We start from the raw sequence: 11,866 nt of genomic DNA on the forward strand, positions 1-11,866 counted from the left end.
CTCCCGTATCGTGGGCATCGACATTTCCACGCACATGCTGGATATCGCCCGCGAACGCGCCAGCAAATTGCCGAACCACGATATCAAGCTTGCGGCGATGAATGCGGAATCGATGGACTTTCCGGATGGCAGCTTTGATTGCGTTGCCATGCCGTACGTGCTGTCGGTCACGCCGAATCCGGAAAAGCTGGTGGCGGAAATTCGCCGCGTCTGCCGCAAGGGCGGCACCATCCTGATCCTGAACCATTTCAGCGGCAGCCGCTTCTGGTGGTTCCTGGAACGGGCGGTCCGTTCCCTAGCGGACAAGATCGGTTTTCGCTCCGACTTCTGCTTCGATGAACAGATCCTGAAATACGACTGGGAAATCGAGTCGGTGAAGAAGGTGAATGTCTTCGGGCTGTCGAAACTGGTGGTGATCCGCAATACCTGACGCGTACCTTTCCCCGCAGCCTAATGGTTTTGCCGATGCTGGCGCCAGAACTCCGCAAAGGATTCCGGCGCGATCGGCTTGCTGAAATGGAAGCCCTGGATCTCGTCGCAGGCATGGCTGCGCAGGAATTCGACCTGCTCTTCGGTTTCCACGCCTTCGGCGACCACCGTCAGGCTGAGGGTTTTCCCCATTGCGATGATGGCCTTGGTGATGGCCTTGTCTCCGGCATCGTCGGGTATGTCGCGAATGAACGAGCGGTCCACCTTCAGGGTATCGATCGGAAACCGCTTCAGTTGGGCCAGCGACGAGTAGCCGGTTCCGAAATCATCGATCGCCAGTCGCACGCCCATGCGCTTGATGGTGGCCAGGAGCCGCGATGCGCGATCCGGATGCTGGATCACCATGCTTTCGGTCAGTTCGAGTTCGAGCAATGTGGGGTCCATGCCGGAGTGCCGCAGCGCATCCGCGATGGAGTCCGGCAGCGAGTCGTCGGCGAATTGGCAACCCGACAGGTTGATTGCCATGCACAGCGGCGGAAAGCCCTGGTTTTGCCACGCAACGTTCTGGCGGCACGCTTCGACCATCACCCAACGTCCGATCGGAATGATCAAACCGGTTTCTTCGGCCAGCGGAATGAACTGCATTGGCGAGACGACGCCGAGTTCCGGATGGTTCCAGCGCAGCAGCGCCTCGACACCGGTAATCATGCCTGTCTTCAGGTCAAGCTTGGCCTGGTACAGCAGGAAAAACTCTTCCCGCTCGACCGCATGGCGAAGGCTGGTTTCCAGTGCCAGCCGCTCCAGCGATTGCGAGCGGATGTCTTCTGAATAGAAGCGGTAATTGTTCTTGCCTTCGTCCTTGGCGCGATACATCGCAACGTCGGCATTTTTCATCAGCGATTGTTCGTCCTGCGCATGCGACGGGTACATGCAGATACCGATACTGCCGGTAACGCGGCATTCCTGCCCATGCAGCACCACCGGCTTCATCACGACCGACAGGATCTTGTCCGCCACCGCCGCCACATCGCGCTCTTCCTCGACTTCCTGCAGCAACACCACGAACTCGTCACCGCCAAGCCGTGCCACGACGTCGCTGGTGCGCAGGCAATCGGTCAGGCGTGTACTCATCGTCCTGAGGAGCAGGTCGCCGGCATCGTGTCCGAGCGTGTCGTTGATGAGCTTGAAGCGGTCGAGGTCGATGAACAGCACCGCGAACTTGCGCTTGTAACGCCGCGAGGTGTTGATCGCCAGCTGCAGGATTTCGTTAAAGAGCGCGCGGTTCGGCAAGCCGGTCAGACCGTCGTGGGTAGCCAGATACTGGATGCGCTCCTCGGTCGTCTTGCGGGCGCTGATGTCCTTGCCGATGCCGCGGTATCCGCAGAAGCGGTTCTCCGCGTCGAATACAGGACGGCCGCTGACGGAGATCCAGCGCTCGTTGCCGTCGAGGTCGCGCAGCCGCAGTTCGAGTTCATGGAAAGGCTCGTGCCGTTCAAGCTGCATGCGGTGCCGCGCCCAGTCTTCCGGGGTCATGTTCAGTGCCGGCAGGTCCCAGCGGAATTTACCCATGCGGGCGGCGGGATCGAGTCCGGCCTTTTCCTTCATTGCGCCGTCGATGAAAGTGGTGCGGAATTGCGCATCCTGCTCCCATAGCCAGTCGGATGACAGCTCCGTCAGGCTGCGATAGCGCTCCTCGCTGCGCCGAAGCTGGCAGCGCGCCTGGGCGAGTTGCAGGAACTGGCTGATCTGGTCGCCGACATAGGTTACGCAATCGAGCAGATCGGGATCCGGCCGGTGGATATCGCGGCTGAACATTTCCATCACGCCGATCACCTTCGGCCCGCTTCGGATCGGGAAGGCAAACGCACTGTGCAGCCCTGCCTTGGCGGCGGTAGCCGCACGGCGAAAGCTCGGTTCCTGAACCACGTCACGCAGCCAGACGGGTTCGCCGGTTGCCCAGGCTGCCCGGATCAAGCCGCTAGGGGTGTGATCGACCCGCACCTCGTGTCGTCCGGCCTGCAGGAATTCGTCGACGGGAAACGACGCGACAGCCCAGCTTTCGGCGCAGCACAGCATGCCGCGGGCCTCATCCAGCCGCCAATGCGCACCGCAAGTCCACCCCAAGGTTTCGCAGATCACCTGGATGATGCGGCTCATGCACCCGGCGACATCCTCCGACGATGCAAGGATGCGGGTGACCGCGTGCTCGATGGTGCGCCGCATATGGAGCTGAACCTGCTGGGTGACATCCTTGCCGATACCGCGATAGCCGCGAAACCGTCCGCTCGCATCGAAGATCGGCTGGCCGCTGGTACTGATGTACTGGGCACGGTCCCTGGCGCGCACCGTTTTGTAGACAAAATCGGTAAACGGCTGGCGCGCATCCAGCATGGCGCGGTGACGCTCCCAGCTTCCGTCCAGGCTCACCGCGGTGCGGCCGCCGTCCCAGCGCCTTGTTCCCAGCAGGAGTTGCGGGTCGATATGGGCGGTCTGCAAGCCCTGCCCGGTCATGATGGTGAAGCGGTACTGCTCGTCCTGTTCCCAATACCAATCTGACAATAGCGCGACCAGCCCCGCAAGCCGTTCCTCCGGCAACGAAGGCGCAAGAGACTGGTCCCCGGAAGCTGTCATCTTCTCTATTCCCATGATGGATGCCGCTGGACGCTGGGTCGGCAATGAATGTTTCCCAAGAGAATAACATTGCTTGGCCACAATATGTTATTAGCGTGTCTTTCCGTGGCGCGAAGGACCCAGTCCGACTTCCATGGCGACGGGCGACCTGAAAGATGAAGAACCGCCTTGCGTGCCGGTGGACTTGAAAAACAAAGAACATAGTGATGTGGATAAGTGCCCGCTATCGGCAATGAACTTCCGAGCCGGGCCGATATCCACGGCCCATTGCATTCGCTTGCGATCAACTCGAATCTGTCATTCGCGATATCGGTAGTTTTTTTACCGGACGCGTAGTTATTACGCATGCGGTTCATTCATGAATGATGAACGCCCGCACAAGTCTTAATGCGATGGAACGAAAGCGATAACCGGACAAAACAAATGGACAAATTCCTGCGTTTTGATGCACCCCTGCATTGCGCTCGCAGAACAATTGCCGGCAGCCAGCAACGCGCGATGACTGGCACGGTCGCTGCATTGCCAGTCCGTTCTAAAGTTTGCTCCGTCCGCTCCAGCCTGCGGACGCGCTTTAGCTTGTAGCTGCTCGCCGAATGCCGGAATCGGCATGGCGACGCCTTGTTCACATCACGGGTTGCAGAACGACCGCGCACCGCGCGTCCGATCGCGCCCGCTCCAATCATTCAGGAGAAAGCACCATGAAATCCATTCACAGATTCAACCTTACCCGCTGTTCGCTCGCCGTACTGACGGCATTGACACTGGTTTCCTGCGGCGGCGACGATGACGACGATAACAACGTCGCCACCACCGACAATCCTGCGGTAACGGACAACACGCCGGCCAATACGCCAACGAACACGACGCCCACTCCCACGCCAACCGCAACGACTGAAACACCGCCCAATGCAACCACCGGCGACACACCTGCTACAGGGACGGGAACCGGCACCGGCACATCCGCCAGCGGCACTGCACCGACGACTGCCAGCGTCACCCTGCCGGGTACCGAGGCGCTCAATATTTTCAATTCGAATATTCTCAGCACGCAGCCACCATCGGCGACGCCGACAGCCTCCGCGGGCACCGGCAGCGCGACGGTAAACCCGCAGTCACGCCAGTTGATTGCTACCGTGTCGACTTCAGGCCTCACCGGTACCGCGGCACAGATCCAGGACACCACCACCGGCACAGGCAGCGCGCCCGCTATTCCGCTGGTGGAAACGCCGGTCGGCAGCGGCATATGGACAGCGACGGCAACGCTCACTGAAACGCAGTACAGTGCACTGACGTCAGGACGAATGGTCTTCGTCGTGCGCAGCGCCGCCTTCCCTGAGGGAGAAATCCTCGGACCCATCCAGTTGCAGCAGCCAACTGCCACCGGAACCGGCAGCTCAACGCCGGCCACCGGCACGCCCGCCACCGCCACCGCAAACGGTCGGGCATTCGCCACCACGCTGACCGGCAGCCAGGAGACCCCGCCGGTACAGACCGCGGCAGTCGGCTCCGGCACGGCATTGGTCACAGCCAGCAGCACCGGGGACACCAATGTCACGACAAGACAGCTGTCGGCAGCGGTCGCAACGAGCGGCATCGTCGGAACGGCCGCGCATATCCATCTGGCGCCGCTCGGCACAAGCGGCCCCATCGTTTTCCCGATGACCGAAACATCACCGGGAAGCGGCGTCTGGACCACCACGACTCCGCTCACGGAAGATCAATACAATGCGCTCGCCGCGGGGAACATGTATTTCAACGTTCATAGCACTGCCAATCCCGCCGGCGAAATCCGCGGCCAGATCCTGCAGCAAGCCGTCGTCCCGGCCAGCTCCACCGGTACTGGGACAACCGGCAGCGGCACAGGAAGCGGAACAACAGAAACCGGGGCAGTGGGCACCGATACAACTGGTGCAGACACAGGCGGTGGCGCAGCTGGCACTGATACGACTGGTGCAGGCACAGGCGCTGGCGCAGCCGCCACCGATACGACTGGTGCAGGTACAGGCGCTGGAGCAGCCGATACTGATACGACTGATGCAGGCACAGGCGGTGGCGCAGCCGATACTGATACGACTGATGCAGGCACAGGCGTTGGAGTAGCCGGCACCGATACGACTGATGCAGGCACAGGTGCTGGCGCAGCCGGCGCAGATACGACTGGTGCAGGCACGGGTGCTGGGACGACAGGGAGCGGCACCTCAGGTACTGGAACGACTGGCACTGATACAACGGGAGCCGGAACAACAGGGGGCAGCACGGCAGGTACTGCAACCACAGGTACTGACACAACCGGCACCGGGGCGACGGGAACCACCGGCACCACCGGCACCGACACCACGGGAACGGGTACCACAGTCACAGGCAGCGGCACGCCGAGCAGCGGAACAACCGGTACGGGAACGATCGACACCGGCACAACGGCCTCCGGCGCCACGGATACGGGTACAGCGAGTACCGACGCCTCCGGCACCGGCGCGGGAGCAGCGGGTACCGGAACGGCGGATACCGGTGCAGCCGCAACCGGGGGCACCAGCGGTGCGACCGTAGCACCCGCTACCGGCGTTTAAGCGGAAACGACCGATGTGCCGCCAGGCCGGCACATCGGCTCGTTGATGGAACGGCGCAATTCAGGCCTGCCAGACACCGTAACCGGCCTCGCGCAGGCCGATCGCAAGCTCGACCTCCATGTCGCGCGCGCCGTTGTAAGGCATGGGGTTATACATTTCGTAGAGATGCGGCAGCAGCCTCAGGCCGAATCGCTTGACGTACTGATTCGACTGAATGCCAGCCTTATGCTTGTCGAAGCGGATGTCGGGATTCAAGCCTGTCATGCCGACATAGACGCACGGTTTGCCGCTGATGTAATCCGGATTCGATTTTCGGAATCGCGGCTCGTAGAGGACGTCGTTCGACAGTTCGACGACATAGACATGGTAGTGGTAGCGGCGCGCCATCTCAGGATGAGGAAGCCGTGGATATGCGCGCCTTCGCTGCCTGTGCCTGCTTATTTCCTGGGCATCGCTTCCGCGACAGGCTTGATGTTGCCGCAATCGGCGGAAAGCCATTTGCCGCTGGTCTCGCTGCGCTGCGTCACCGGCTGCCCGTGCATGGTGCCCTTGAAGTCGTAGGTCGACGTAAAGCTCTGGTTACTGGCATACGTGCCCTTCGCTTTGCCCTCGCCCTTCATGTCGGTGCTGTTGCAGACGATATCCATCGAATAGCTGTTGCCAGTACGCTGATGGTTCTTCGCCTGGCAGCCCATCTGGTTCATGCCGGTCTCCGGCGTCTGGTTGCGCTCGGCCATTTCCTTGGTAATGCACACCTTGCTGGCAATGCCGCCGTTTTGCGGGATGCTCACGCCCATCTTGCGCATCTGCTCGACCTGTTCGGGCGGCAGCTTCGGCATGTTCTTCATTGCATCCGACGTCATCGTCATTTCCCACAAGCCCGGTTTCATCTGGGCAGCGGCGGATCCCGCCGCACAGGCAAGAACGGCTAACAAAATGGCGGAGCTGGCGGTAGTGCGCATGGAAATTCCTTGGTCGGGTCAAAAGCGGGCATGCTACAAGCAAGGCGGTCGGACGACAACGTCCTTGATCACGGATTTACTCCCAGGACGACGGATCGATGATGCCGATCGCCTTGAAGGCCGGTTTGCAAAAAAGATAACCCTGCATCAACCGTATTCCTTCCGAGGCAAGGAAGTCCCGTTCTTCCCTGGTCTCGATCCCTTCGGCCAATACCTGCTTGCCGAGTCCCGATACGATGGCGACGATACCGCGCACGATCGCTTGCCGAACCGGATCACGATCGATGTTGCGGACCAGGCCCATGTCCACCTTGATGATGTCGGGTTGGTAATCCGCGAGCAGGTTCAGTCCCGAATACCCGGCACCGAAATCGTCGATCGCGGTCTGAAAACCCAGTCGCTGATATTCCTTGAAGATGCTGACCAGGTGTGCCCGGTCCTGCACCTGTTCGGCTTCGGAAACTTCGAAGATGATTTTCTGTACCGGGAAGTCATGCTTGCGCGCGGCGTCGAGCGTGGTGCGGATGCACAATTCGGCGCGGTACATCGCATTGGGCATGAAATTGATCGCCAGGTATTCCTTGATGCCGAGCTTCGCGGCGCCGCTGACCGCTTTTACCCGGCACGCCTGGTCGAAGGTATAGCGATTGGCATCGTTGACCTGCGACAGCACCGAGTAGGCGGATTCACCCTGCGGGCCGCGCACGAGCGCTTCATGCCCGAAGATGGATCGATTCCCGATATCGACGATGGGCTGGTAGGCATAGTCAAACTCGAAATCGAGTGCGTTGCCATCCTTGCATCGTGAGCAGCCCTGCTCCACCGGTCGGGTATGGCGTTCGGTCTCCGGTTGAATTGGAATCATTGCTTCTCCCGCTTTGGCGTGGCATCAATTGCAAACAGGCAATATACCCCGTGTATCTTGTTCTGTGAATAGAAGCTAAATTTTCTGTCGCATGGATTGAACTTTTTCAACAAACATTACAGGCGGTTCAAGGACCGCACAGGCAGCACTTACCGCGCCGGCACCGCATCCAGTCATTTATGCTAGCCTTGCCGCTGGATCAATTCTGCATCGCCATGTACACCCGATTCTTCAGCCTCAAGCAGGCGCCGTTCTCCATCGCTCCCGACCCGCGCTACCTCTTCATGACGGATAGCCACCGGGAGGCGCTCGCGCACCTGTTGTACGGCATCGGCGGCGGCGGCGGGCTGGTGCTGCTGACGGGCGAGATCGGCGCGGGCAAGACCACCGTCTGCCGCTGCTTCCTGGAGCAGGTGCCGTCCAACTGCAACGTCGCCTATATTTTTAATCCCAAGCTGACGGTCAATGAATTGCTGCAATCCGTCTGCGACGAATTCCACATCAAGCTCGAACGCGGCGATGCGGCGCCGGCCAGCGTCAAGGACTATGTCGATGCGCTGACAAGCTACCTCCTGAAAACTCATGCGGAAGGCCAGAACAACGTACTCGTCATCGATGAAGCGCAGAACCTGTCGGCGGACGTGCTGGAACAGTTGCGGCTGCTGACGAATCTCGAAACCAGCGAGCGCAAGCTATTGCAGATCATCCTCATCGGCCAGCCCGAGCTGCGCACGATGCTGGAAAGACCGGACCTGCAGCAGCTCGCCCAGCGCATCATCGCCCGCTACCACCTGCGGCCGCTGACGGAAGCAGAAACAGCCAGTTATATCCAGCACAGGCTGGCGGTCGCAGGACTGGAATCCGCACCACCGCTGCAGCCGAAGCTGGCGAAGTATATTCACCGATTGACCAAGGGCGTGCCGCGCCGCATCAACCTGCTGTGCGACCGAGCCCTTCTCGGCGCCTATGCGGAAGGCAAGCATGTGGTGGAGCGGCGGATTATCACCAAGGCCGCGGAAGAAGTCTTCGGCAGGGAACAATACATGCGGCGGCGCGACGCACGGCCTGCGCAGTGGCGCTTCGCCACACTGGGACTTGCCGCCGGTGTGCTGATTGCCGGCGCAGGCGCCGCAGCCTGGACGCTGGGCGGGGCGCAAGGCGGCCTGCAGGCGCTATGGAAAACGCCGGCGGTTATATCGGCGGCACCGCCGCAAGCACCCGCCGCCAAGGAGACTGCCAATGCCGGTAACACCGGCAATGCCGTTGTCGCCAAGAACACGACCGATGCGCAACAGCCAAAACCCGCCGCGCAACCACAACCGGGACTCCTGTCAGAACGCGACGGCAAGCCGCTTATTGCGCTCGACAACAAGAACGACCTGTTCCGCCAGCTCGCCGGTATCTGGGGCGTGCAACTCGAGGATGGCGATGCCTGCGAAGCGGCGCTCAAGCAAGGCATGCATTGCTTTGCGAGCGACAGCGGGCTTGCGGGATTGCGCCAGCTCGATCGCCCGGCCGTGCTGACACTGAACGACAGCAAGGGCAATCCGTATTACGCGATTCTGACCGGCCTGACGGATTCAGCCGCAACGCTCCGGTACGGCGACCGGACGCAATCCGTCAGCCTGCTGGTGCTGAGTCGTTATTTCACCGGAAATTTCGCCACCTACTGGCGCGCCCCTGCCAATCAGCGGACGGTCATCAAGCCAGGCGACCAGGGTGAAGACGTCGACCGTATCGCCGCGCAACTGGCAAAACTGAGCGGCGAGCCGCCGCCCGCCCCGAACCAACCCGTGGATGACAGCACGAGCCGCCGCATACGCGAATTCCAGGCCGCGCAAGGCCTGCGCGTGGATGGCGTGATCGGTCCCGTGACCTTCATGCACCTGAGCCGTGCCGCCGGCATGAATGAGCCCCGGCTGCGCCAGGCCGGGACCGCATCGTCCTCCGGAGAATAGTCACATGTCCTACATACTCGACGCGCTGAAGAAAGCGGAATCCGAGCGGAAGCTGGGCGGAGTGCCGAACATCCACGCGCAACCGCCCGCATCCATCCTGACCCCGCATCAACCGTCATGGCGCAAGCCCGCGCTCTGGGCAGGAATCCTTGCACTGGCTATGGCCGGCGGCGGCCTCGCCTGGTGGCAAACATCAGCGCGACAGGCTCCACCCCCGGCGCAGGTTGTCCAAACGGCACCTCCGGCTGCACCGGCTTCGCAGGCGCCCCAGGTTGCTGCAGCCCCTGTCGCAACCGAACAGCCTGTCGCGAAGTCCGAGCCGCCCGCAGCGAAGCCGGCAACCATACCGTCGGAACCACAGGAAGCGCCCGAAGCGCCAAAACCGGCAAAGCCGGTCAAACGGGCCAAACCGGCGGAAGCGGAACAGAAGGCGGTCGCCAAGGCTGCACCGAAACCGGAGCAACGGGTCGCGAAGGCGGAGAAGGCGGAGAAGCCGGCGCCTGAACCGGCGGCACCGAAAGAGGAACGGATCGCGTCGCTGCGCGAACTGCCGGATCACATCCAACGGGAGATTCCGCCATTGGTCATCAACGGCTATATTTACTCTCCCAACAAGGCGGACCGCACCGTGCTGGTCAACGGAAAACTGGTGCGCGAAGGCGACCAGGTGGCGCCTGACCTGGCAGTGGAACGGCTGACACAGGGAGGCATGGTGCTGAATTACAAGGGATACCGGTACCGCTCGCCGTATTGATCCGCTATGCCTGGCATGGGACGGCATGCCGGCTCACGCCGGCTGCCCATCCGGGTCAGTTCAGATGCGTCGACGCCCGATGTACATGCTCACTGACCACCCGTGCCGGCTGTGACGCCTTGGCCGCCTGATCGATCGCCTCCATGACCTGATGCGGTACCAGGTGATGGATCATGTGGCCGATTCCCGGCGTCAGCACAACATCGCTTTGGGGTATTTCGCGATGCAGTCGCCCGGACTGCTCATGCGCATCCACGATCCGGTCATCCTCGCCGCACCGTATGATCACCGGCATCTTCAATTCCCGATAGCGTTTGCTGAGCGTGTTCGCGGCGGGAATCATCATCGCCGACTCGGCCGCGCTGGCACGCAACTGCGACGGACGCAGCACCATCCAGACAGGGAATTCTTCAAAATGCTGCGGCATCTGCGCGGGGCCGAACAACTGCTTCAGTATGCCGGGCCACATTGCCCTGCTGATCAGCGGCGACACCGTGTAGCGCAGCACATCTCCGACGACCGGGACGGCTGGAACGGATAACAGCGGGACATCGAGTCGCGCCGTCGGATAGTAATAACCCGAAAGCAACACCAGGCTGCGCACCGCGGACGGAAACTCCAGCGCCATCGCAAGGGCGACCAGCGTTCCCCAGGAATGGCCGACGATGATCGGACGTTCCACGCCAAGCTTCTGCAATGCCTGGTGCAGCAACCCGGCCTGCGCCTGCGGGCTCCAGATGGTGCTACGAGGGCGCTCGCTGTGCCCATATCCCGGACGATCGAATACGATCACGCGGTAGTCGTCGGCGGCGAGGTCGACAATGCCGCTCAACTCGAAATCCCTGGTCATCGATCCGTTGCCGTGCAGGAGGACCAGCGGTTGTCCGTGCCCACGCTCGACATAATGCAAGCGCACGCCATCGACATCGATAAACCGCCCCGTCGGGGGATTCTTCATTTCCGCCTGCTGCGTCTTGTAGCGCACCGCCACTGCGGAGGCGAGCAGGGCGAGACCGGCGCCAACCAGCAATGCCCTGCCGCCGCGCAACCCGGATTGTTTGGATGACGTTGGAATAATGTTGCTTTTCATGTCGCGTCCTTATGGATTCTGGTCGTGTTGGAACGACATGCTTTGCGCTAAGTTCAATGCAGTCCTGTCAATGCCGAACATCACCGCGCAAATTGACAATTAAATGTATATGCATATATATTCCATTCATGCCTTCTCCCCTTTGACTCCCGTGAAACCATTCCGTCTCCCCTGCTACTGTGGTTCGATCCGGCAAGCGGCGCGCGTCATCACGCAGATGTACGACCATGCGCTGAAGCCGTCGGGCGTGAAAATCACCCAGTTCGGCATCCTCCGCGTGCTGTCCGCTTTTCCGGGCATGACGACCGGCGACATGGCGCGGGCGCTGGCAATGGACAGCACGACGCTCACCCGCACGTTGAAAATCATCCAGACCAGTGGTTGGATCGCATCGGAACCGGGGGAGGATCGCCGGGAACGGCACTGGCACCTGACGCCGGAGGGAAATGAGCGGCTTCAGCTTGCAATCCCGTTGTGGAAAGGCGCACAAAAGGAATTTGTCCACCTTGCCGGGGATATCGATCTGGATGGATTGAACAAAACCGTTTTTCAGTTAACGCAAAAAATCGGCCAGTAAATTTTTTTTGCGCATATAGGTGTATATACATTC

General features: G+C 61.0%; 11 protein-coding genes and 1 pseudogene. 7 read left to right on the forward strand and 5 right to left on the reverse strand.

Annotated elements, in window-relative coordinates:
• On the forward strand, nucleotides 1–430 hold a 430-nt coding region (locus V7080_RS17270), incomplete at its 5' end, for a class I SAM-dependent methyltransferase (protein ID WP_334189636.1).
• A 20-nt stretch (nucleotides 431–450) separates the two neighbouring features.
• On the opposite strand, the gene V7080_RS17275 is transcribed toward V7080_RS17270, so the two are convergent.
• Nucleotides 451–3,060 (reverse strand): sensor domain-containing protein, encoded by a 2,610-nt coding sequence (locus V7080_RS17275; protein WP_334189637.1) that lies wholly within the window; start codon nucleotides 3,058–3,060, stop codon nucleotides 451–453.
• A gap of 698 nt (nucleotides 3,061–3,758) precedes the next feature.
• On the opposite strand from V7080_RS17275, the pseudogene V7080_RS25430 reads away from it, so the two are divergent.
• The 3 genes and pseudogenes from V7080_RS25430 to V7080_RS17290 all read left to right on the forward strand — a co-directional run.
• Nucleotides 3,759–4,802, forward strand: a pseudogene (locus V7080_RS25430) (CHRD domain-containing protein); the annotation flags it as partial.
• Nucleotides 4,786–5,160, forward strand: a complete 375-nt coding sequence (locus V7080_RS17285; RefSeq protein ID WP_334189639.1) for a hypothetical protein — start codon at nucleotides 4,786–4,788, stop codon at nucleotides 5,158–5,160. The pseudogene V7080_RS25430 and the gene V7080_RS17285, both read left to right, overlap by 17 nt.
• Before the next feature lie 18 nt (nucleotides 5,161–5,178).
• On the forward strand, nucleotides 5,179–5,607 hold the full coding sequence (locus tag V7080_RS17290; RefSeq protein WP_334189640.1) for a hypothetical protein: 429 nt from the start codon (nucleotides 5,179–5,181) through the stop codon (nucleotides 5,605–5,607).
• 80 nt (nucleotides 5,608–5,687) lie between these two features.
• Here the strand turns inward: V7080_RS17290 and V7080_RS17295 are convergent, their stop codons facing one another.
• The 3 genes from V7080_RS17295 to V7080_RS17305 form a co-directional block, all read right to left on the reverse strand.
• A complete protein-coding gene (locus V7080_RS17295) occupies nucleotides 5,688–6,014 on the reverse strand; it encodes a hypothetical protein (protein ID WP_334189641.1) in 327 nt (108 codons plus the stop codon).
• Between the two features lie 50 nt (nucleotides 6,015–6,064).
• Nucleotides 6,065–6,589 (reverse strand): DUF3617 domain-containing protein, encoded by a 525-nt coding sequence (locus V7080_RS17300; protein ID WP_334189642.1) that lies wholly within the window; start codon nucleotides 6,587–6,589, stop codon nucleotides 6,065–6,067.
• A gap of 76 nt (nucleotides 6,590–6,665) precedes the next feature.
• Nucleotides 6,666–7,454, reverse strand: coding sequence for an EAL domain-containing protein (locus tag V7080_RS17305; protein ID WP_334189643.1), 789 nt, complete (start codon nucleotides 7,452–7,454; stop codon nucleotides 6,666–6,668).
• Between the two features lie 215 nt (nucleotides 7,455–7,669).
• Between V7080_RS17305 and V7080_RS17310 the strand changes: the two genes are divergently transcribed.
• Both V7080_RS17310 and V7080_RS17315 read left to right on the forward strand, forming a co-directional pair.
• Complete coding sequence (locus tag V7080_RS17310; protein ID WP_442947248.1) at nucleotides 7,670–9,412, forward strand: AAA family ATPase; 1,743 nt, start codon at nucleotides 7,670–7,672, stop codon at nucleotides 9,410–9,412.
• Between the two features lie 4 nt (nucleotides 9,413–9,416).
• Entirely contained in the window at nucleotides 9,417–10,166 is a 750-nt protein-coding gene (locus V7080_RS17315; RefSeq protein ID WP_334189645.1) for a general secretion pathway protein GspB, read from the forward strand.
• Between the two features lie 55 nt (nucleotides 10,167–10,221).
• Here V7080_RS17315 and V7080_RS17320 read toward each other — a convergent pair whose 3' ends face one another.
• Nucleotides 10,222–11,256, reverse strand: coding sequence for an alpha/beta fold hydrolase (locus V7080_RS17320; protein WP_334189646.1), 1,035 nt, complete (start codon nucleotides 11,254–11,256; stop codon nucleotides 10,222–10,224).
• Nucleotides 11,257–11,407: 151 nt separating this feature from the next.
• Here V7080_RS17320 and V7080_RS17325 point away from each other — a divergent pair, with 151 nt between their 5' ends.
• On the forward strand, nucleotides 11,408–11,833 hold the full coding sequence (locus V7080_RS17325; protein WP_334189647.1) for a MarR family winged helix-turn-helix transcriptional regulator: 426 nt from the start codon (nucleotides 11,408–11,410) through the stop codon (nucleotides 11,831–11,833).
• The last annotated feature ends 33 nt before the right edge of the window (nucleotides 11,834–11,866 follow it).

Origin of the sequence: Noviherbaspirillum sp., from assembly GCF_036846085.1 — a bacterium.
Classification (GTDB): Bacteria; Pseudomonadota; Gammaproteobacteria; order Burkholderiales; family Burkholderiaceae_D; genus Noviherbaspirillum.

Coding starts and splice junctions, on each gene's coding strand:
- V7080_RS17275 (WP_334189637.1), bottom strand. CDS start 3,060: ATGACAGCTTCCGGGGACCAGTCTCTTGCGCCTTCGTTGCCGGAGGAA.
- V7080_RS17285 (WP_334189639.1), top strand. CDS start 4,786: ATGCGCTCGCCGCGGGGAACATGTATTTCAACGTTCATAGCACTGCCA.
- V7080_RS17290 (WP_334189640.1), top strand. CDS start 5,179: ATGCAGGCACAGGTGCTGGCGCAGCCGGCGCAGATACGACTGGTGCAG.
- V7080_RS17295 (WP_334189641.1), bottom strand. CDS start 6,014: ATGGCGCGCCGCTACCACTACCATGTCTATGTCGTCGAACTGTCGAAC.
- V7080_RS17300 (WP_334189642.1), bottom strand. CDS start 6,589: ATGCGCACTACCGCCAGCTCCGCCATTTTGTTAGCCGTTCTTGCCTGT.
- V7080_RS17305 (WP_334189643.1), bottom strand. CDS start 7,454: ATGATTCCAATTCAACCGGAGACCGAACGCCATACCCGACCGGTGGAG.
- V7080_RS17310 (WP_442947248.1), top strand. CDS start 7,670: ATGTACACCCGATTCTTCAGCCTCAAGCAGGCGCCGTTCTCCATCGCT.
- V7080_RS17315 (WP_334189645.1), top strand. CDS start 9,417: ATGTCCTACATACTCGACGCGCTGAAGAAAGCGGAATCCGAGCGGAAG.
- V7080_RS17320 (WP_334189646.1), bottom strand. CDS start 11,256: ATGAAAAGCAACATTATTCCAACGTCATCCAAACAATCCGGGTTGCGC.